The organism is Rhodococcus sp. C26F, from assembly GCF_053345925.1.
In genome coordinates this window covers 72,816-93,395 of record NZ_JBKFBA010000020.1, presented here as the reverse complement: position 1 = coordinate 93,395, position 20,580 = coordinate 72,816, and the positions used below count along the sequence as shown (strand labels likewise).

17 protein-coding genes are annotated in these 20,580 nt (G+C 68.6%); 6 read left to right on the top strand and 11 right to left on the bottom strand.

What is annotated here, in order from left to right; translation table 11 throughout:
- Nucleotides 1–11: 11 nt before the first annotated feature.
- From ACLBYD_RS19265 to ACLBYD_RS19250, 4 genes are all read left to right on the top strand, one after another.
- A complete protein-coding gene (locus tag ACLBYD_RS19265) occupies nt 12–872 on the top strand; it encodes a MaoC/PaaZ C-terminal domain-containing protein (RefSeq protein ID WP_447817663.1) in 861 nt (286 codons plus the stop codon).
- 34 nt (nt 873–906) lie between these two features.
- Nucleotides 907–2,652 carry a cholesterol oxidase substrate-binding domain-containing protein gene (locus ACLBYD_RS19260; RefSeq protein WP_447817662.1) on the top strand — a complete coding sequence of 582 codons (1,746 nt, stop codon included), beginning with the start codon at nt 907–909 and terminating at the stop codon, nt 2,650–2,652.
- Between the two features lie 61 nt (nt 2,653–2,713).
- A complete protein-coding gene (locus tag ACLBYD_RS19255) occupies nt 2,714–3,772 on the top strand; it encodes an alpha/beta hydrolase family protein (RefSeq protein WP_447817661.1) in 1,059 nt (352 codons plus the stop codon).
- A gap of 68 nt (nt 3,773–3,840) precedes the next feature.
- Nucleotides 3,841–4,455 carry a flavodoxin family protein gene (locus ACLBYD_RS19250; protein WP_447817660.1) on the top strand — a complete coding sequence of 205 codons (615 nt, stop codon included), beginning with the start codon at nt 3,841–3,843 and terminating at the stop codon, nt 4,453–4,455.
- A 27-nt stretch (nt 4,456–4,482) separates the two neighbouring features.
- Here the strand turns inward: ACLBYD_RS19250 and ACLBYD_RS19245 are convergent, their stop codons facing one another.
- The 10 genes from ACLBYD_RS19245 to ACLBYD_RS19200 form a co-directional block, all read right to left on the bottom strand.
- Nucleotides 4,483–5,271, bottom strand: a complete 789-nt coding sequence (locus ACLBYD_RS19245; RefSeq protein ID WP_447817674.1) for an ABC transporter permease — start codon at nt 5,269–5,271, stop codon at nt 4,483–4,485.
- A gap of 11 nt (nt 5,272–5,282) precedes the next feature.
- Entirely contained in the window at nt 5,283–6,260 is a 978-nt protein-coding gene (locus ACLBYD_RS19240; protein ID WP_447817659.1) for an ATP-binding cassette domain-containing protein, read from the bottom strand.
- Between the two features lie 93 nt (nt 6,261–6,353).
- Nucleotides 6,354–7,190 carry a mycofactocin-coupled SDR family oxidoreductase gene (locus ACLBYD_RS19235; RefSeq protein ID WP_413768355.1) on the bottom strand — a complete coding sequence of 279 codons (837 nt, stop codon included), beginning with the start codon at nt 7,188–7,190 and terminating at the stop codon, nt 6,354–6,356.
- Between the two features lie 104 nt (nt 7,191–7,294).
- Nucleotides 7,295–8,701 carry a DUF2252 domain-containing protein gene (locus ACLBYD_RS19230; protein ID WP_447817658.1) on the bottom strand — a complete coding sequence of 469 codons (1,407 nt, stop codon included), beginning with the start codon at nt 8,699–8,701 and terminating at the stop codon, nt 7,295–7,297.
- 79 nt (nt 8,702–8,780) lie between these two features.
- Nucleotides 8,781–9,950: a lipid-transfer protein gene (locus ACLBYD_RS19225; protein ID WP_447817656.1), complete on the bottom strand. Its 1,170-nt coding sequence runs from the start codon at nt 9,948–9,950 to the stop codon at nt 8,781–8,783.
- Entirely contained in the window at nt 9,947–10,351 is a 405-nt protein-coding gene (locus tag ACLBYD_RS19220; protein ID WP_447817655.1) for a MaoC family dehydratase, read from the bottom strand. The genes ACLBYD_RS19225 and ACLBYD_RS19220 overlap by 4 nt, the downstream gene beginning before the upstream one ends.
- Complete coding sequence (locus ACLBYD_RS19215) at nt 10,348–11,382, bottom strand: bifunctional MaoC family dehydratase N-terminal/OB-fold nucleic acid binding domain-containing protein (RefSeq protein ID WP_447817673.1); 1,035 nt, start codon at nt 11,380–11,382, stop codon at nt 10,348–10,350. The genes ACLBYD_RS19220 and ACLBYD_RS19215 overlap by 4 nt, the downstream gene beginning before the upstream one ends.
- Before the next feature lie 17 nt (nt 11,383–11,399).
- A complete protein-coding gene (locus ACLBYD_RS19210; protein ID WP_447817654.1) occupies nt 11,400–12,551 on the bottom strand; it encodes an acyl-CoA dehydrogenase family protein in 1,152 nt (383 codons plus the stop codon).
- Nucleotides 12,536–13,579, bottom strand: coding sequence for an acyl-CoA dehydrogenase family protein (locus ACLBYD_RS19205; protein WP_447817653.1), 1,044 nt, complete (start codon nt 13,577–13,579; stop codon nt 12,536–12,538). Before ACLBYD_RS19205 ends, ACLBYD_RS19210 begins: the two co-directional genes overlap by 16 nt.
- 67 nt (nt 13,580–13,646) lie before the next feature.
- A complete protein-coding gene (locus ACLBYD_RS19200; protein ID WP_447817652.1) occupies nt 13,647–15,794 on the bottom strand; it encodes an acyl-CoA dehydrogenase in 2,148 nt (715 codons plus the stop codon).
- Nucleotides 15,795–15,883: 89 nt separating this feature from the next.
- Here ACLBYD_RS19200 and kstR point away from each other — a divergent pair, with 89 nt between their 5' ends.
- Both kstR and otsB read left to right on the top strand, forming a co-directional pair.
- Complete coding sequence (gene kstR, locus ACLBYD_RS19195; RefSeq protein ID WP_447817651.1) at nt 15,884–16,543, top strand: cholesterol catabolism transcriptional regulator KstR; 660 nt, start codon at nt 15,884–15,886, stop codon at nt 16,541–16,543.
- Between the two features lie 138 nt (nt 16,544–16,681).
- Complete coding sequence (gene otsB, locus ACLBYD_RS19190; protein ID WP_447817650.1) at nt 16,682–19,258, top strand: trehalose-phosphatase; 2,577 nt, start codon at nt 16,682–16,684, stop codon at nt 19,256–19,258.
- Nucleotides 19,259–19,337: 79 nt separating this feature from the next.
- Here the strand turns inward: otsB and ACLBYD_RS19185 are convergent, their stop codons facing one another.
- Nucleotides 19,338–20,444 (bottom strand): LacI family DNA-binding transcriptional regulator, encoded by a 1,107-nt coding sequence (locus ACLBYD_RS19185; protein WP_026061382.1) that lies wholly within the window; start codon nt 20,442–20,444, stop codon nt 19,338–19,340.
- Between the last annotated feature and the right edge of the window lie 136 nt (nt 20,445–20,580).

Genomic DNA, 20,580 nt, shown 5'->3' with positions numbered 1-20,580 from the left:
AGGAAGTGCCCGTGCCCATCGATCCCTCGGTTGCCGTCGGAGCCGAACTGCCCGCCCAGGAATTCGAGTGGAGCAGCACCGATGTCCAGCTCTACAACCTCGGCATCGGTGCCGGGTCCCATCCCACCGATGCGGGTGAACTGCGTTACCTCCGGGACAAGGACCCCCAGGTTCTCCCCACCTTCGCGACCGTCGCCGCGACCTTCCACCAGGTCGAGCCGCCGAAGGTCTCGTTCCCCGGGATCGAGATCGATCTCGCCAAGGTCGTCCACGGCAGCCAGGAGGTGACCGTGCACGCGCCCATCTCCGCTTCGGGCAAGGGCCGCACGATCACCCGTATCGCCGAGGTGTGGGACAAGGGCAAGGCCGCGGTCGTCGTGCAGGAATCGGTGACCGAGGATCTCGACGGCAATCCCCTGTGGACCGCACGGTCGTCGATCTTCGCCCGCGGCGAGGGTGGTTTCGGCGGCGAGCGTGGCCCGTCGGAATCGGTGGAGTACCCCGATCGTGAGCCGGACGCCGAGTTCGACGTGCCGACCCTCCCGCAGCAGGCGCTGCTGTACCGGCTGTGCGGCGACCGCAATCCCCTCCACTCCGATCCCGAGTTCGCGTCCGCGGCGGGCTTCCCGGCGCCGATCCTGCACGGGCTGTGCACCTACGGCATCGTGTGCAAGGCGGTGACCGACGGCCTGCTCGACGCGGACGCTTCGCGCGTGAAGGGATTCCGCGCCCGGTTCGCCGGTGTGGTCTTCCCCGGCGAGACCCTCCGGGTGCGCGTGTGGAACGACGGCGACCGCAAGCTCGTGACCGCCTCCGTCGTCGAACGCGATCTCGCCCCTGCCCTGGCCGATGTGGTACTCACCGTGGCGTGATCGCCACGCCCTCCCGAAAGAGCGACATTCGAATATGACACTTCGTGATTCGTCGCCGCGCCTGTCGCGGCGCGGCTTCCTCGCGGCCGGCGCCGGTGCGCTGGCGGTCTCCGCCCTCGGTGGGTGGACCCCGGTGCACGCCGTCCCTTCCGGGTCCGCGGCCTCGACGCTCCCCTCTCCTCCGGCGTTCCCCGGCGGCATCGACCTCTACCAGCAGGCGTACCAGAACTGGTCGAAGGAGATCATGCTGGACGCCATCTGGACCTGCGCGCCTCGCACCCCCGACGACGTGGTGCGATTGGTGAACTGGGCGCACGAGAACGGATACACCATCCGTCCGCGCGGAGCCATGCACGGCTGGACACCGCTGACGATCGTCAACGGCGCACCCGTCGACCGGGTGATCCTCGCCGACACCATGCTCCACCTCAACGGGGTCCAGGTGAACCCCGTCGGCTCCCCCGCGACCGTCACGGCAGGTCCCGGCGCGACACTCGACGCCATCACCACGGCACTGCAGAACCACGGCCTCGGTCTCGCGAATCTTCCTGCGCCCGGCGTGTTGTCGATCGCCGGAGCACTCGCCGTCAACGCGCACGGTGCCGCGCTGACCGCGAACGGTGAATCCACCCTTCCCGGGCACACCTTCGGTTCGCTGAGCAATCTCGTGACCGAACTGACGGCCGTCGTGTGGGACGGCAGTGCCTACGCGCTGCGCACTTTCACCCGCGCCGATCCCGAGATCACCCCGCTGCTCACGCATCTCGGCCGGACGTTCATCACGTCCGTCACACTGCAGACCGGGCCGAACTACCGCATGCGCTGCCAGTCCTTCACCGACATCACCTGGCAGGAACTGTTCTCCCCCGCCGGCGCGCCGGGACGGACCTTCGAGTCGTTCGTCGATTCGGCAGGACGGGCCGAGGCGATCTGGTATCCGTTCACGGAACGTCCGTGGATGAAGGTGTGGTCGCTCGCACCGGAGAAGCCGGCCACCTCGCGCGAGGTGACCGGACCGTACAACTACCCGTTCTCCGACAACGTGCCCGAACCGATCACCGACCTGCTGGGGCAGATCACGGCCGGGAACACGTCGATCGCACCGGCTTTCGGGCAGACCTACTACGGCGTGACCGTGGCCGGTCTCGCAGCGACGGGATCGTCCGACATCTGGGGCTGGTCGAAGGATCTGCAGTTCTACATCAAGGCGACCACCCTGCGACTGACCGAGGGTGGCGGTGCGGTGCTCACGAACCGCGCCAACATCGCCAACGTGATCCACGACTTCGCACACTGGTTCTCCGAGCGCATCGAGCACTACCGCAGCCTGGGACAGTTCCCCCTCAACGGTCCGGTCGAAATCCGGTGCTGCGGACTGGATCGGCCGGAGGACGTCCTCGTCCCGTCGGCCGGACCGCCGACGATCGCGTCGACCCGTCCACGTCCCGACCACCCGGAATGGGACACCGCCATCTGGCTCAACGTTCTCGGTGTCCCGGGAACTCCCGGCATGTTCGCCTTCTACCGCGAGATGGAGCAGTGGATGCGGCAGCGGTACAACGGAAGCGACTCGACCTTCCGGCCGGAATGGTCGAAGGGCTGGGCGTTCGGTCCCGACCTGCCGTACACCGATGAGCAGATCCTGACGCAGGGCCTGCCCGACACCTACCGGGAAGGTGTTCCCTCGGACGAGAACTGGGATTCGGCTCGCGCGGTCTACAACCGTCTCGATCCGCATCGGGTCTTCAGCAACACCTTCATCGACACCCTGCTCCCCTGATCTCCCACGGGCGTCCTCGCTCACCACGGGCACAGCGCAGTCCTTTGCTAGGGTTCGCACCATGCGGAACGTGCGAAGGTGGATCGGTGCTGCTGCTGTGCCCGTGCTGGTTCTCGCGGGAGGTGTGACACTCGCGGGAACCGCGGTGGCCCTTCCCGACACGGGTTCGGTCGCCGTGTCGAACGGCACCGACGCCCCGGTGACCTTCGAGGCCGACGGCACCACCTTCCACGGCAGCCTCCGCAACCCGGACGGAGCCGCGGTGGCCGCCGCACTGTTGCTCCCGGGCAGCGGCACCACCGATCGCAACGGCAACCAGCCCGGCTGGGCGGCCGACACCCTGGTGCGCACCGCGGACGCACTCGCCGCCCACGGCATCGCGAGCCTGCGCTTCGACAAGATCGGGGCCGGTGAGACGGGCCTCGGGTCCTACACGGTCGAGACCATTGGCGAGTACGGCTTCACCGAGCAGGTCGACCACGCCGAAGCCGCGGTGCGTCTGCTCGCCGAACGCACCGGAGTCTCCCCCGAAAAGATCCTCGTCCTCGGACACAGCGAGGGTGCACTGACCGCGCTCGCACTCGCCGATCGCGGTATCGGAAGCGGCTTCGCACTTCTCGCTCCGCTGCCGATGCGCTACCTGGACCTGCTGACCGCCCAGCTGAATGCCGTGGTGGATTCCGGACAGCTCGGCCCCGACGGCGAGGCGGTCCGGGCCGACCTGCCGCGTGCCGTCGAGTCGCTGCGGACGACCGGGGCCTTCCCCACCGATCTGCACCCGATCCTCGCGCAATTCGGCATGAACCCCGCGAACGCAAAGTTCCTCTTCGAGTCCGACAAGCTCGACCCGGTTGAGCTCGCCGCAGAGCTGGCGGCCGACACCCCGGTGCTGCTCACCTGTTCCGACAAGGACCTGAACATCAGCTGCGCGCAGGTCGAGCCGCTGCGGAACGCCCTCGCCCACACCGACCTGCAGTTCGAGCACTTCACCACCGCCAACCACAGTCTCGAGGAACTCGGCCCGCTGCAGCCCGGCCCGGCCGACCAGATGGCGCTGCTGCCCACCTCGTTCGAGTTCTCGGCGGCGATCGACAGTTGGGCGGCCGCACGCGGTCGATGACTGTCGTGTTGTAGGTGATTGTCGTGCTGCAGCTGATTGTCGTGGTGTAACTCGGGTATCCCGGGCGCATGACAGCACTGCACACCGTGGCCCTGAACTGCACGCTCAAGCCGTCCCCCGCCGAGTCCAGCACCGACAAGATGGTGGCGCACGTGTTCGACGCACTGTCGAAGCACGACGTCAGCGTCGAAACCGTCCGGGTCGTCGACTTCGACGTCAAGCCCGGTGTCGAGGCCGACATGGGCGATGGGGATCAGTGGCCGGAGATCGTCGAGCGCATCGTCTCGGCCGACATCCTGCTCGTCGCCACACCGACCTGGGTGGGACACATGTCGAGCGTCGCCCAGCGCGTCCTCGAGCGGCTCGATGCCGAACTGTCGAACACCGACGACGAGAACCGTCCACGCATGGTGGGCAAGGTCGGGATCGCCGCAGTCGTCGGCAACGAGGACGGCGCGCACAAGATCGTCGCCGACCTGTTCCAGAGCCTCAACGACATCGGTTTCTCGATCCCCGCGCAGGGCTCGACCTACTGGAACGGCGAGGCGATGTCGGGCACCGACTTCAAGGACCTCGACGAGATCCCCGAAGCGGTGCGCTCGACCACCGAATCCGTCGCCCGCAACGCCGTGCACCTGGCGACACTGTTGCGTCAGCGCCAGTACGCGCCCTACCCGGGATGAACCCACCCGCCGGCCGGACGCCGACGGTCAGCGGCTGACGGCCTTCTGGTACCTGCGGATCGCGAACGGCACGAACACGATCAGCATCAACGCTGTCCACATCAGCGACGCGAGGACCGGATTCTGCAGGGGCCACACGTCGGGCGGCGGCACCATGGGATTGGTGTTGCCGAACAGTTCGCGGACCGCCTGCGTGACGGCCGAGATGGGATTCCACTCGGCGATGACGCGCAGCACCGTCGGCATCGACGACGGGTCGACGAACGTGTTGGCGATGAACGACAGCGGGAAGATCACCATGAAGCTCGCGTTGTTGAAGACCTCCGGTGTGCGGATCCACATGCCGATCACGGCCATCACCCACGACAGGGCGTAGGCGAACAGCAGCAGCAACAGGTAGCCGGCGAGTGCCTCCCCGAGCGAGGTGTTGATCCGCCACCCCACGACGAGACCGGTCAACGACATCACCACGAGGCTGAGCACATTGATCAGCACGTCGGTGCTGGTGCGTCCGATGAGCACCGCGGACGGGGCCATCGGCAGCGACCGGAACCGGTCGATGATGCCCTTCTGCAGGTCTTCGACCATCCCGAGGCCCGTCCAGGTGGACCCGAAGATGACCGTCTGGGTGAAGATGCCTGCGATGAGGAACTCCCGGTACGAGACGCCGGGAACGTCGATCGCGCTGCCGAAGACGTAGGCGAACAACAGCACGAACATGATCGGCGACAGCGTCGTGAAGACCAGCAGATCCGGCACACGCTTGATCTTGATCATGTTGCGCTTGGCGATGGTCAGGCCGTCGGATGCGACCATCTCGAGTGTGTTCACGACACCGCCTCCTCGACCTTCTCGTCCGTCCCGCGACCGGTGAGCGTGAGGAACACGTCGTCGAGGGTCGGTTTCCGTAGAGCGACGTCGGAGACCCGGATGCCCGCGGCCGACAGCTTCCCCAGCGCCGTCACGAGTCCGTCGGTTCCGCCGCCCGAGTCGCCGCTGACCGGCACGGTGATGCGACCGGTGCTGCGCTCGACCCTGATCTCCCCGGCCGCCACCGATTCGAGCTCCCGGACCGCTCGGTCGCGCTGATCGGTGTCGGTCACGGCGAGTTCGATGCGTTCGCCACCGACGCGGCTCTTGAGCTCGTCGGCCGTGCCACGAGCGATGACCGCGCCCCGATCGATCACGACGATGTCGTCGGCGAGGCGTTCGGCCTCGTCCATGTACTGCGTCGTGAGCAGCAGCGTGGTGCCGCGCTGCACGAGGGTGTCGATGACGTCCCACAACCCGAGGCGGGCCCGCGGATCGAGACCCGTCGTGGGTTCGTCGAGGAACAGCACCGGAGGATCGGCGACGAGCGCACCGGCGAGGTCGAGGCGGCGTCGCATACCGCCCGAATAACCCTTGACCGGGCGATCGCCCGCTTCCTCGAGATCGAACTGTTCGAGCAGCTCGCGTGCCCGGAGGCGACTGCGTTTGGCGCCGAGGTGGTACAGCCGGCCGACCATCTCGAGGTTCTCGAAGCCTGTGAGATATTCGTCGACCGCCGCGTACTGTCCCGACGCTCCGATCCGGGAACGGAGTTCCCGCGCCTCGGTGAGGACGTCGTATCCCGCCACTTCGGCGCGACCGGCATCGGGGACGAGCAGTGTCGTCAGCACCCGCACCGTGGTGGTCTTACCCGCGCCGTTGGGACCGAGCAGTGCGGTGACCGTCCCCTCCGGTACCCGCAGATCGACCCCGTCGAGCGCTCTGACCTGCCCGTATGTCTTGATCAGTCCTTCTGCAACTATGGCGTCGGCCATGAGTTTCTCCCTGACTGTGGTGGTGAGCACAGTGTGCACGAAGAGACCGACACGGTTCGACGGGTTTTCTCATCGCTCCGCCAGGCGGATCGCTCAGCCCGTCACCCGGGCGGCGTTGCCGGCATCGATCGGCAGCACGGTGCCGGAGATGTGGGCGGACGCCTCGTCGGCGAAGAACAGGACCGCACGGGTGATCTCGGCCGGGTCGAGCCACGGCACCGGCTGTGCGTGCAGGGAAGTGAACACCGGGGCGACATCGTCGGCGGTCGGATGTTCGAGGTCGGGTCGCAGCATCCCGTAGAGCGCGTCGTTGTGGATCATCGGCGTGGAGATGTTGCCTGGGGCGACGGCGTTGACGGTGATGCCGTTCTGCGCGAGATCCAGGGCCGCGCTCTTCGTCAGGCCGATCACGCCCCATTTCGACGCCGCATATGCGGCCATGTTGGTGTTGCCCGCTCGGCCGAGCATCGACGACACCGTCACGATGCGACCGTAGCCGCGCTCGATCATCCCGGGCGCGACAGCGCCGACGGTGTTGAACACCCCGGTGAGATTGGACGAGATCGCTTCGTTCCACATCTCCTGCGGCATGCGGTGCACCGGTGCCGCCACCGACACCCCGGCATTGGCGACCGCGATGTCGATCCGTCCGAGTTCGGCGTGGGCACGGGCGACCAGAGCGTCCATCGCCGGGCGGTCGGCGGTGTCGAGTGTCGCCGAGACGACCCGGCGACCGGTTTCCTCGACGAGTCGCACCGTCTCCGCGAGGTCCTCCTCGGTCGCCAGCGGATATCCCACCACCGGCGAGTCGGAGCACCGGTCGCAGACGACCACGTCGGCCCCTGCCTCGGCGAATGCGACGGCGTGCGAGCGTCCTTGACCCCGCGCTGCTCCCGTCACGAATGCGACCCTGCCCTCGAAACCCATCATGACGTCCTTCCGTCGGCTCGTGATCGCCTCCCTTGTACCGCGCCGGGAGAGAGGACAGGTGAGTGAGTCCCGGACAGCGGACGTGTCCGGGACACGAACGGGGATCAGAGTCCGGTCCGGACCTTCACTCGTCCCTGTTCGACGGCCTCGTGCAGCGCCTGCAAATCGCGCTCGTTACGGTCGGCGTAGGCCGCCGCGAAGGACGAGAGCGCCTCGTCGAACTCCTCGTCCGTGCCGAGATAGGACGCCAGTGCGATCCGGTCGCCGGACCGGGCGTGGGCGTAGGCGAGCACCCGGCCGCAGAGTCGGCCGTAGAGCTTCATGCCCTTGGGCGCCATCTCCTCGATCACCGCCGAACCCTTGCCGTCGCGGAGCTGACGGATGTAGAAGTCCCGGTTCACGCCGTCGGCTCCGGCGCCCTGCTGCCAGCCGAGGAAGATGTCGCTCGCCGACTGCATCAGCCGCTGACCGTTCACGACGCGTTCGCCCTCGTTCCGGAAGGCCGGACCGTCGACGTAGTACGACAGCACCGAACGCTGCGCCTCCTTCGCCTGCAGGAACAGCGGATCGTCGTCGTCCGCACCGCGCAGCAGGAGGATCCACGCCCGCGTGCCGACACTGCCCACTCCGACGACCTTCCGCGCGGCCTGGACCAGTTCGAACTGTTCGAGGAGGACTCGGCGGTCCCACTGTAGTGTCGCCCGGTACGAACGGACACGGCCGTACAACTCGTCGTAGATCGCCTCGGCGTCGAGGTCGGCGAAGACCTCTTCGACGGGCATGATGAGCGGCGGATCGCTGATGATCCGGCGGTGACCGTCGATGATGGTGGTCAGCTTCTCCAGTGCCTGGAGGCTGTCGCGGCGCGAGGCCTTGTCGAGCGCTTTCCGCGTGCGTTTCTCCATCTTCGCATCCAGCAGGCCGCCCAACTCCGCTATCTCGGTCGTGGGATCGAGGTGGGAGTACCGCACGGCCAGATTTCCGAGTTGCGCTTGCCTACAGATCGTCTCGCGGTATTCTGCGGCACACGCCCGGGTGATCTTCCGGCGTTCCTTCGCGGTGAACCCGTTGTCGCGACCGGCGATCTCGAGGCTTGCGACCAGGCGCTTGACGTCCCATTCGAACGGCCCCGGATAGGTTTCGTCGAAGTCGTTGACGTCGAAGGCCGTTCTCCGTTCCGGAGTCGCGAACAGGCCGAAATTGCTCGCGTGGGCGTCGCCGCACAGCTGTGTGTGCAGACCACTGTCGGACGTGCGCGACAGATCGTCGGCCATCACCAGTGCAGCACCGCGGAAGAACGCGAACGCCGACGTCGCCATGCGGCCGTACCGGACCGGGACGAGCTGGGGGACGCGCGACTGGGCCTGACTCTCGAGCAGCGCGATCGGATCCCGGGACGACTCCCCGAGATCGGCCAGCGACTCGACGGGAGTGACCCTCCGAGCGGCGAGACCGTTCTGGACCCGCTGTTCGCGAGTCGGATGCACGACATGTCCGTCCGTGACCGACATGGGTCCTCCCACGGGGATATCACCGGAGTGTGGGCCTTCATAGTAGGCAGGCCTGCGGTCCCCTGGGAGGGAAACGGCGTCAGGACCGCGACAGCACCAGCCCTGAGGTCGGAACCCCCGTTCCTGCCGTGACCAGGACGTGGTCGACGTCGTCGACCTGGTTGACGGCCGTGCCGCGGATCTGCCGGACGCCCTCGGCGATGCCGTTCATGCCGTGGATGTAGGCCTCGCCGAGCTGACCACCGTGGGTGTTGATCGGCAGCCGCCCGCCCACCTGGATGCCGTCGGCGACGAAGTCCTTGGCCTCTCCGCGTCCGCAGAATCCGAGTTCTTCGAGCTGCATGAGCACGTACGGGGTGAAGTGGTCGTAGAGCACCGCCGTGGCGATGTCCTGCGGCCCGATGCCTGCCTGCTCCCACAACTGGTCGCCGACGATGCCCATCTCCTGCAGGCTTGTGAGTCCGTCGCGGTAGTAGCTGGTCATGATGTACTGGTCGGGCCCGCTCCCCTGCGCCGCGGCTGCGATGACCGCCGGGGTCTGCTTCAGGTCCTTCGCCCGCTCGGCGCTGGTGACGACGATCGCGACGCCGCCGTCGGATTCCTGGCAGCAGTCGAGCAAATGCAGCGGCTCGGCGATCCACCGAGAGTTCTGATGGTCCTCGAGCGTGATCGGCTTGCCGTGGAAGAACGCCTTCGGGTTGGTCGCGGCGTGGGCCCGATCCGCGACCGCCACGGCGCCGAAGTCGGCGCTCGTCGCCCCGGAGACGTGCATGTAGCGTTGCGCGACCATCGCGACGAACGAGGCCGGTGTGCTCAGCCCGTGCGGGTAGGAGAACGCATTGTCGGTGCCCGACGAATTCACCTGCGCGGCAAGCGCGGTGTTGACCTGTCCGTATCGCGCGCCGGACCGCTCGTTGAACGCCCGGTACGCGACCACCACGTCGGCCACGCCGGTCGCGACGGCCATCGCCGCCTGCTGCACCGTCGCGCACGCCGCGCCGCCGCCGTAGTGGATGCGGGAGAAGAACTTCAGGTGCGGGATGCCCACCGAACGGGCCACGGCCACTTCGGTGTTGGTGTCCATCGTGAACGAGACCAGACCGTCGACGTCGGCCGGGGTCAGTCCCGCGTCGTCGAGGGCGGCGCGCACCGCTTCGGCCGCGAGGCGGAGTTCGCTGCGGCCGGAGCCCTTCGAGAAGTCGGTCGCGCCGATGCCGACGATCGCCGCTGCACCCGACAGGCCGCTCATGCGGTGCCTCCGATCACGAAAGTGGCTGTGGCCGTGATGTGTTTACCCAGGCTGTTGGTGCCGGTGATGTCGACGGTGGCCAGTCCGTCCTCGACGGACGCAACGGCGCCCGAGAGGGTCAGGGTGTCGTAGGCGTACCAGGGCACACCCAGTCTCAGCGAGATCGACTTCACCACCGCGCGGGGGCCGGCCCAGTCGGTGACGTAGCGCTGCACGAGGCCGGTGTCGGTGAGGATGTTGACGAAGATGTCCTTCGATCCGCGCTGCTGTGCCTTGTCGCGGTCGTGGTGCACGTCCTGGAAGTCGCGTGTGGCCAGGGCCGTCGACACGATGAAGGTGGGATCGGCGTGGATCTCGAGGGAGGGCAGGCTCTCGCCCGTCGTGACGGTCGGGGTGCTCACACGTCCTCCTCGATCGGCTTCCAGGCGTACAGCGTCCACGGCTGCCCGCCGGTCTCGTCGTCGCCGGGGAAATCGAGGAAGGTGACCTCGACCGGCATCCCGATGCGTACCTGCCCGGGGTCGACGTCGCGGAGTTCACCGAGCATCCGGACACCCTCGTCGAGTTCGACGAGCGCGACGACGAAGGGCACCTGCCGCCCCGGCACCTTGGGTGCGTGGTGGATGACGAAGCTGAACACCGTTCCGCGACCGGAGGATACGACGTAGTCGGTGGTCTCCGACTTGTCGAGCCAGAGCGCCGGGACGGGTGGGTGCTGCAGGGTGCCGTCGGGGCGTCGCTGGATGCGCAGTTCGTGGGCGGCCACGCCGTCCCAGAAGAACTGCGTGTCGCGGGAGACGGACGGGCGCAGCATCCGTGTGGGGTCGAGATCGTCGGGAACCGTGGAGGCGGGCCGGTCCTGCGGCGTCTCCGCGTTCTCGTCCTTCGACGGCGGCGCGAACTTCAGGATGCGGAAGAGCATCTCGGCGACGACCTCGTCGCCGACCTTCCACAGGTTGCGGGTGGTGAAGAACCAGCCCTCCCCGAGCCCGGTCCGCTTCGGGCCGACGACGTCCTCGAGGGTGGACTCGATCGTCACCTGTTCGCCGTGGCGCAGGTAGCGGTGGTAGATCTGGTCGCAGTTGGTGGCGACCACCGAGGTGTAGCCGGCGTCGTCGAGGATCTGCGTCATCCGGCCGAGCGGGTCGTCCTTCTCGCGTTCGGCGCCGAGGCCGCGCATCGTCCACACCTGCGCCATCGCGGGCGGGGCCACGAGACCACCGTGACCGGCTGCGATCGCCGCGGTCTCGTCGGTGTAGATCGGGTTGTCGTCGCCGATCGCCTCGAGCCAGTTGCGGATCATCGGCATGTTCACCGGATCGCGGCCGGGCCGCGGCGCGGACGGGCCGTCGCCGCAGACCTTCTCGGCAGCCTGCAGGATCTCCTCGGGGTTCTTCCCCGGAACGTCGCGTGTCACCGAATTCTCCTGCATCACCGAATTCTCCTGTGTCAACGCGGGACCCGCGGCATGCCCAGACCGGCGGTGGCGATCAGTTCGCGCATCACCTCGTTGACGCCACCGCCGAAGGTGATGACGACATTGCGTTTGGCCATCATGTCGAGCCAGCGGAGCAGATCGGCGGTGTCGTCGTCGGCCGGATCGCCGAAGGCGCCGACGATCTCCTCGGCGAGGCGACCGACGCGCTGGATCCGCTCGGTGGCGAACACCTTGGTCGCCGAGGCATCGGCGATGTCGACGGCGTCGTTGCTGCTCGCCGCGACCTGCCAGTTGAGCAGTTCGTTGAGGCGCCAGGTCGCGTGGATCTCGCCGAGTGCGCGTCGCACCTCGGGACGGTCCCGGAGTTCGTGGGCGCGGACCCATTCGACGAGCCGGTCGTAGATGCCGGCGACGCGACCGGCCGGGCCGAGCATGACGCGTTCGTGGTTGAGCTGGGTGGTGATGAGCTTCCAGCCCTTGTTCTCCTCGCCGACGAGCATCTCGACGGGAACGCGTACGTCGCTGTAGTAGGTGGCGTTGACGTGGTGGGCACCGTCGCACGTGATGATCGGCGTCCAGCTGAAGCCGGGATCCTTGGTGTCGACGATGAGCACGGAGATGCCGCGGTGACGCGAGTCGGCGGGGCCGGTGCGGACGGCGAGCCAGATGTAGTCGGCATCGTGTCCCCCGGTGGTGAAGATCTTCTGTCCGTTGACGATGTAGTGGTCGCCGTCGCGGGCGGCGGTGGTGCGCAGGGCGGCGAGGTCGGTACCGGCCTCGGGTTCGGAGTAGCCGATGGCGAAGTGCACCTCGCCGGCGAGGATGGCGGGCAGGAACTTCCGCTTCTGCTCGTCGGTGCCGTAGACCTGCAGGGTCGGGCCGACGGTCTGCAGGGTGACGCTCGGCAACGGCACGTCGGCGCGGACGGCCTCGTTGGCGAAGATCTGCTGTTCCACGTCGCCGAAGCCGCGGCCGCCGAACTCGACGGGCCAGCCCACGCCGAGCCAGCCGTCCTTGCCCATGCGACGCACGACCTCGCGATAGGTGGGGCCGTGCCGCTCCGTGCGCATGATCGCAGCCTCCTCGGGTGAGACGAGGCTGCTGAAGTAGCGCCGCAGTTCGGCCTGCAGTGCGCGCTGGTCGTCGGTCAGATCGATGAACACCGGGCCCCCACGAGGTCGAGTCGGTACGAGGCGCCGCCGAGCAACCGGGCGAGGTCTTTGGCGGTCGACGAGTACTTGTGCAGCGGATAGGTCTCGTCCACACCCACGCCGCCGTGCAGGTGGTGCAGCACCCGCATGGCCGGCGGCAGTTCGGCGGCGATCCAGTAGGCGGCGACGTCGAGATCGTCCGCGGCGTCGAGACCTTCGGCCAGGCGCCAGACCGACGACAGCGCCGCGACGTGCAGGGTGCGGGCGGTGACGTAGACGTCGGCGATCTGCTGTGCGACGGCCTGGAAGGTCGCGAGCGGCTTGCCGAACTGGTGCCGCTCGCTGACGTGCTTCGCCGTGAGTTCGGTTGCCCCGGAGAGCAGTCCGTCGGCGAAGGCCGCCACGGCGGCGAGCGCGATCCGGTGGAGCGTCGCCACGGCGTCGGTGCCAGATTCGGCGAGCAGGACACCCACGGCACCGTCGGCGCGCACCGAGAACTCGGGAGAGCCGGTCGAGGTGGGGCTCGAACGCAGGGTCATACCCGCGGCGTCGAGAGCCACCGCGACCACGCCTGCGTCGGTGGGCAGCAGCACCACGCGTGCCCGATCGGCGTAGGGCACGGCGACGAACGAACCGGTGACCGCGTGGCCCCCGTCGGTGGCGACCGCCGTGGCGGCCGGTTGCTCCGGGAAGGCGCGCCCCGGTTCGCCGAGCGCGGCCGTGAGCACGGCTCCTTCGGCGACGCCGGCGAGCAGGTCGTCCTGTTGCTGTTCGGAGGCGAGCGCGAGGAGCGGCAGCACGCCCAGGCCGAGGGTGGCCAGGGCCGGGGTCTGCGCGGCTCCGCGTCCGATCTCGGTGAGCACGGTGGCGACCTCGCCGAGCCCGAGGCCCGACCCGCCGAGACGCTCCGGCAGAGCGAGCGAGAGCAGGTCGGCGTCGGCCAGTGCGGCCCACAACGCGTCGTCGGTGAGGCCGCGTTTCCGGAGACCGGCCGCCACACCGGCGATCTCCTCCTGTGTCTCGTCACGTGCGAAATCCACCGTCACCCACCTTCGAATAGAACGTGTTCTAGTTGTAGCACTCCCCGGCGCCCCGCGGAAGGACCGCTCAATCGCGCGGCAGGCCCAGGAGCCGCTCGGCCGCCACGGTGAGCAGGATCTGCTCGGTTCCGCCGGCGATCGTCAGGCACCGGGTGTTGAGGAACTCCCGGGTGAGCGGACCTTCCACCCAGCCGGCCTCGCCCGCGAGATCCATGGCGAGCTCGGCGGTGTCCTGCCGCTGCCGCACACCGATGAGCTTGCGGACGCTGGACGCGGCGCCCGGATCCTGCCCTTCGAGCTGCGCGAGGGTCGCCCGCAGATCGAGGAGCGAACCGACCGTCGCCTCCCCGATCTGCGTCGCGATGCGGTCCTCGGCGACGGGATCGCCGGGGGTCGACAGTTCGAGCAGTTCCTCGATGCGCGGCCCCAGCGACGACTTGCCCCCCATTGCGACGCGTTCGTTGGCGAGGGTCGTGCGGGCCAGCTTCCAGCCATCGCCGAGATTGCCGACCACGCAGTCGTCCGGCACGAAGACCGAATCGAGGAAGACCTCGTTGAACAACGCGTCGCCGGTGATCTCGCGCAGCGGCGAGATCATGATGCCCTCCGACTTCATGTCGACGAGGAAGTAGGTGATGCCCTTGTGCTTGGGGACGTCGCGGTCGGTGCGGGCGAGACAGATCGCCCAGTCCGCCTGCTGTGCGAGCGAGGTCCACACCTTCTGTCCGCGCAGCACCCATCCGCCGTCGACCTTCTCGGCACTCGTGCGCAGCGCCGCGAGGTCCGAGCCGGCACCGGGTTCGGAGAACAACTGGCACCACACCACGTCGCCGCGCAGGGTGGGCATCACGAAACGCTCGATCTGCTCGGGTGTTCCGTGTTCGAGGACCGTCGGAACCGCCCACCAGCCGATCACGAGATCGGGACGTACGATACCGGCCGCGGTGAGCTCCTCCTGGACGACGAGCTGTTCGGCGGCGCCGGCTCCGCGACCGTAGGGCGGCGGCCAGTGCGGCGCGAGCAGACCCGATTCGGCGAGGACGACACGGCGCTCGGATTCGGGTGCGGCGGTGATCTTCTCGACCTCCGCGCGGATCCGTGCGCGTTCCTCCTCGTGATCGGACAGGTCGATACCGAGGTGACGGCGCACGCCGTCGCGGACCAGGGTCGTCAGCCGCGATCGCCACGCGGTGGAACCGCCGAGCACCTGGCGGGTCGCGACCGCGCGGCGAAGATAGAAGTGCGCGTCGTGCTCCCACGTGAACCCGATGCCGCCGAGCACCTGGATCGCATCCTTGGCGGTCTGCACCGCGGCATCGAGCGCGACCGCCGCGGCAGCCGTCGCCGCGATCGGCAGTTCGTCGGGCTGCGCGTCGACGGTGACCGCTGCATCCCACGCCACGGCCCGGATCTTCTCGGTGCGGCAGAGCATTTCGGCGCAGATGTGCTTGACGGCCTGGAACGAACCGATCGGTTTCCCGAACTGCTCGCGGATCTTCGCGTACTCGACGGCGGTGGTCAGCGCCCAGCCCGCGAGACCGGCCAGTTCGGCGGCGGCGAGCCCGGCGGTGAGGTCGCGCACGAAGCCGGCCGGGACGGTCGCGACCCGATCGGCCGGGACCGTCGCGCCGCCGAGGCGGACGCGGGCCACCGCGCGGGAGACGTCGATGGTCTCGAGCGGTTCGACGTGCAGAGCCGGGTCATCCGCCTCGACGAGCGCCCAGCTCTCGACGGCCGGATCACCTTCACCCGCGACACGCACGAGCACCGCGATCCCGGCCTCGGCCCCCACGGCCGGTCCGGCATCACCGCGCAGCACGACTCCGTCGCCCGCCGACTCCGCGGTCACGGCCGAGTCGAGCGCGATCGCGGTGGGGACCTCACCCTCGGCGAGCCGCTCCGTCGTCTTGGCGACGATCTCACCGGCACGGCCGAACACGAGGGCCGCCACGGCGGTCGTCAGGACCGGGCCCGGCGCGAGTTCGTAGGCGGCCTGCTCGAGCATGACGGCCAGGTCCACGGCGGTCGCGCCGAGGCCGCCCGCCTCCTCCGGGACGGCGACGCCGAAGATTCCGAGTTCTGCGAGGGAGGACCAGCCGCCGCGCCACGTCGCGTCGCTTGCGCGACGTATCGTCGACATGGGGTCTACGGCACGTGACCAGGCCTGGACAGACGCCTGAACGGCCCGCTGCTCCTCGGTCGTGGCGATACTCACAGCGGTTTCCGCCCTTCCGAATGACATCATTGCTAGAACGTGTTCTAATATGACACCGATTCAGAGTCAAGGCGTGAGGAAACGAATCTATGGCCACCCCGTCCCGCTCCCGTGCCAACGGACACGGAACTCTGACCGCCCTCACCGAGGACGATCTCAGTTCCAATGCCCAGAAGGAACGGCGCAAGCGGATTCTCGACGCCACCCTGGCGCTCGCGTCCAAGGGTGGTTACGAGGCCGTGCAGATGCGGGCGGTGGCAGAACGCGCGGACGTCGCGGTCGGCACCCTCTACCGGTACTTCCCGTCCAAGGTCCACCTGCTGGTCTCCGCCCTCGGCCGTGAATTCGCCCGCATCGAGGGCAAGGGACGGATCCCACCCGGCCACAGCCCCCTCGAGCGCATGCACCTCATCCTGGGTCTGATCACCAAGGCCATGCAGCGTGATCCCCTGCTCACCGAGGCCATGACGCGGGCGTTCATGTTCGCCGACGCCTCCGCCGCCGCCGAGGTCGACCAGGTGGGCACCCTCATGGACCGGTTGTTCGCGCGGGCCATGAACGACGGCGAACCCACCGAGGAAGAGCTCGCCATCGCGCGCGTCATCAGCGACGTGTGGTTGTCGAATCTCGTCGCCTGGCTCACGCGCCGTTCGTCGGCCACCGATGTCGCCCGCCGGCTCGAACTGACCGTGGATCTGCTGCTCGGCGACGGCTCACGAGTACCGACGACGGTCGCGTCGGAAGCCTGACGGCGCTCGCGTCCGAAGCCCCGCGGCGCTCGCGCCGGAAGCCCGACGTCCGATCGACCGCTTCTTGTAACCGGAAACACGTGGTCGGAATGCACACCGGGTCGGATTCGTGCCCCACTCTGACCTAACGTGGATCAGGTGAGTGCCCACGATCTTCCGATTGACCTTCGACGTGCTCTGGTGGCTGTCGCGCGGACGCCCCGTCTGCTCGTGGCGACCGACTACGACGGCACCATCTCCCCCATCGTGAGCGATCCCGAGAAGGCCTACCCGCACGACGATGCGGTGCGGGCGCTGCGGGGCCTCGCCGCTCTGCCGTCGACGGCCGCTGCCGTCATCTCGGGACGCGCTCTCAAGGATCTCGCCGCTCTGTCGCGTTTGCCGGTCGAGGTCAAACTCGTCGGCAGCCACGGCTCCGAGTTCGACATCGGATTCGTCCACGAGATCGATCCCGACGCCAGGGACCTCCTCGCCACGATCGTCGAGGGACTGCACTCGGTGGCGTCCCGGTTCGACGGCGTGCGGGTGGAGGCCAAGCCCGCGAGCGCCGCGCTGCACGTGCGCAACGCCGCCCCCGCCGATGCCGAGCAGGCCCTCGACCTCGTGCGGAACGACCTCGCGCTCCGGCCCGGTGTGCAGGTCACCGAGGGCAAGGCTGTGATCGAGCTGTCCGTGGTGCCCACCGACAAGGGCAAGGCACTCGACGTCATCCGGCACCAGGAAGCTGCCACCGCAGCGGTCTTCTTCGGCGACGACGTGACCGACGAGAAGGCCTTCCGCTCCCTGCAGGGCCCGGACGTCGGAGTGAAGATCGGCGACGGCGACACCGCCGCCGAGTACCGCGTCCGCACCAGCGAAGAGGTCATCGCCGCGCTCGCGTTCCTGCTCGAGGAACGTCGCACATGGCTGTCCGGCGCCCATGTCGCGCCGATCGAACGCCTGACCATGCTCGCGAGCCCCCGCTCGAAGGCGCTCGTGACCCCCGACGGCACGATCACCTGGCTGTGCCATCCCGATCCCGATTCCGCGGCGGTGTTCGCCCATCTCCTCGGCGGCAACGCTGCGGGTCACTTCACCATCGGCCCGACCCGCCAGGCACTGCCGCTCAGCCAGCGCTACGTCGACTCGACGATGACGGTGGTGACCCGGTGGGCGTCGCTCGCGGTGATCGACTACCTCCCGCACGACGTCGAGATCGGTCGCACCGACCTGACCCGCGTGATCACCGGGCGCGCGAGCGCAGTGGTGACCTTCGCGCCGCGACCGGAGTTCGGGCAGGGCCAGGTCACCCTCGAGGTCGAGGACGACGGCATCCGCGTGATGGGCTTCAACGAGCCCTACGTCCTGCGCTCCCCCGGTGTGCGGTGGGACATCACCACCGACGGGGTGCACCAGACGGCCCACGCCGTGGTCGACCCCACCGAGAACGACATCATCCTCGAACTTCGTTGTGGCACCGATGATCTCGACGAGCACCCGGTGCCGGAGGTCGAGCGCCGAGCGCAGTCCGAGGCCTACTGGCACACCTGGGCGTCCCGCCTCGAGCTGCCGCCGCTGAAGCCCGACCTCATGAAGCGTTCGGCGCTCACCCTGCGCGGACTGGTCCACGGACCGACGGGATCGATCCTCGCCGCGGCGACCACCTCGCTCCCCGAGGAGATCGGTGGTGTCCGCAACTGGGACTACCGCTACTGCTGGCTGCGCGACGCCGCGCTCACGGCGCAGGCGCTCGTGCGGGTCGGATCGCTCGAGGAGGCCGAGAACTATCTCGACTGGGTGCACCGCGTCCTCGAAACGGTGCCCGGCCCCGAACGTCTGCACCCGCTGTACACGCTCGCCGGCGGACCGCTTCCACCCGAAGCCGTGATCGATTCGCTCCCCGGATACGCCGGTTCGCGGCCCGTGCGGGTCGGCAACGCAGCGAACCAGCAGGTGCAGCTCGACGTCTTCGGGCCGATCGTCGACCTGATCTCCGATCTCGCGCACAGCCGCGAGGCACTCGGCGTGCCCCACGACCGGGCCCTCACCGACCGCGACTGGGAGCTCGTCTGCTCGATGGTCACCGCGGTCGAACGGCGCTGGTTCGAGCCGGACCACGGCATCTGGGAGATCCGCCACGCACCCCGACATCACGTGTACTCGAAGGTCATGGGGTGGCTGACCGTCGACCGGGCGCTGACGCTCGCCGAGAAGTTCGGCCGGACCGCCGGCGAGGGCTGGGCTGCGCTGCGCGACGAGATCGCCGAGGAGGTCACCGAGAAGGGCTGGAACGACGAGGTCCAGTCGTTCACCTCGGCCTACGACGGCACCGATCTCGACGCGGCCACCCTGTTCATCGGCCTCACCGGACTCGTCGACCCGCAGGACGAGCGGTTCCGGGCGACCGTGCAGGCCACCGAACGGGAGTTGCGCAGCGGCGCGACCGTCTACCGCTATCACAGCGACGACGGCCTGCCGGGCGCCGAAGGCGGCTTCCACCTGTGCGCGGCGTGGCTGGTCGCGGCCTACCTGATGGTCGGGCAGCGCAACGACGCCGAGGCGCTGTTCGCGCAGCTGGTCGCGGCGGCCGGACCGACCGGGCTGCTCAGCGAGGAGTACGACCCCGTCGCGGAGCGTGCGCTGGGCAACCACCCGCAGGCGTACAGCCACATCGGTCTGCTGCGCTGCGCCCAGCTGCTGTCGGGTGCGAAGGCCATGGGCGACCGGGAGCGCTGACCTACGGCCCCAGCGGGGACCGCTGAGCTACGGTCACAGCGGGGACTGCTGAGCTACGGTCACAGCCGGGACCGCTCGGTCACTCGGCGTACCACTCGCTCTCGACCCGACCCGAGGTGGCACCGAACCACAGCTGGGTCCCCAGGGTCTCGAGCGCGGGCACACCGGAGTGCGAGGGGGCGGCGAGGAGCAGTTCGCCTGCGCGCCGCCCCTTGTCCTTCTGCGGTTGCCGCACGGTCGTGAGGCCTTCGCGGATCGCTTCGTCGATGCCGTCGAAGCCGGTGATCGACAGGTGGCCGGGCACGTCGAGGCCCATCTGATTGGCCCAGGCGAGAGCGCCGAGCGCGAGCACGTCGGTGGTGCACACGAGCGCGGTGATCCGCGGGTTCACGCGCATGATCTGCGCCGCGGCGGACAGGCCGTCCTCCGCGGTGTGGGTGTAGCGCTCGACGACGGTGAGCGATTCGGGGGCCAGCCCTGCGGCGCTCATGGCGTCCTGGACGCCGCGGATGCGTTCGCGCTGCACGTGGAAGGCGCCGGATTCGAGGGTCGACAGGTCGACGACCCCGTCGTGCCGTTCGCGGCCGAGGCGCATCGACAACATGCCGATCTGGCGATGGCCGAGTTCGATGAGGTGGGCGGCGAGATCGCGCATCGCCCGCCGGTCGTCGATGCCCACCACCGGGGTGTTCTCGAGACCGCGCGGCTGGTCGCACGCGACGACCGGGAGGTGCCGTTCGAGCACGGCCGCGAGATAGGGGTCCTCGGCGGGGACCGAGTAGACGACGAAGCCGTCGACGGACGAGCGGTGCACGACCTGTGCGGCCTCGTCGTCGGTCCGGCCCGGTCCGGCGGGGATGAGCAGCAGTCCCTGTCCGGCCGCTTCGCAGGCCTCGGACAGTCCCGACAGGAAGCTCATGGCGGCGGGATCCCGGAAGGAATAGCTCAACGCTTCGGTGAGCAGGACCCCCACGGCCCCTGCCTTGCGGGTGCGCAGCGACCGCGCCATCGGATCCGGGCCGGCATATCCGCGTCGTTTGGCGACTTCGAGGACACGTTCGCGTAGCTCGGCGGACAACTGGTCGGGGCGGTTGTACGCGTTCGAGACCGTGGTGCGGGAGATCTTCAACTCGGCGGCAATCGACGCCAGGGTCGCCTGTCGGCGCGGCTGACGAGACCTGGACATGAGAGGACCGTAGTCCTGTGTCCATGGTCACGACCACCCAGGGATGGTAGGAGGGCTCGGTGTCGTCCGCTAAAGTGGAACGGTAACGGTTACCAATAACGTTTGGGTCGGTCGCTCGGTCGTTCCGGACCCCGTT

Coding starts and splice junctions, on each gene's coding strand:
- ACLBYD_RS19240 (WP_447817659.1), bottom strand. CDS start 6,260: ATGGCCGACGCCATAGTTGCAGAAGGACTGATCAAGACATACGGGCAG.
- ACLBYD_RS19235 (WP_413768355.1), bottom strand. CDS start 7,190: ATGATGGGTTTCGAGGGCAGGGTCGCATTCGTGACGGGAGCAGCGCGG.
- kstR (WP_447817651.1), top strand. CDS start 15,884: ATGGCCACCCCGTCCCGCTCCCGTGCCAACGGACACGGAACTCTGACC.
- ACLBYD_RS19230 (WP_447817658.1), bottom strand. CDS start 8,701: ATGTCGGTCACGGACGGACATGTCGTGCATCCGACTCGCGAACAGCGG.
- ACLBYD_RS19260 (WP_447817662.1), top strand. CDS start 907: ATGACACTTCGTGATTCGTCGCCGCGCCTGTCGCGGCGCGGCTTCCTC.
- ACLBYD_RS19185 (WP_026061382.1), bottom strand. CDS start 20,444: ATGTCCAGGTCTCGTCAGCCGCGCCGACAGGCGACCCTGGCGTCGATT.
- ACLBYD_RS19255 (WP_447817661.1), top strand. CDS start 2,714: ATGCGGAACGTGCGAAGGTGGATCGGTGCTGCTGCTGTGCCCGTGCTG.
- ACLBYD_RS19250 (WP_447817660.1), top strand. CDS start 3,841: ATGACAGCACTGCACACCGTGGCCCTGAACTGCACGCTCAAGCCGTCC.
- ACLBYD_RS19215 (WP_447817673.1), bottom strand. CDS start 11,382: ATGCAGGAGAATTCGGTGACACGCGACGTTCCGGGGAAGAACCCCGAG.
- ACLBYD_RS19245 (WP_447817674.1), bottom strand. CDS start 5,271: ATGGTCGCATCCGACGGCCTGACCATCGCCAAGCGCAACATGATCAAG.
- ACLBYD_RS19225 (WP_447817656.1), bottom strand. CDS start 9,950: ATGAGCGGCCTGTCGGGTGCAGCGGCGATCGTCGGCATCGGCGCGACC.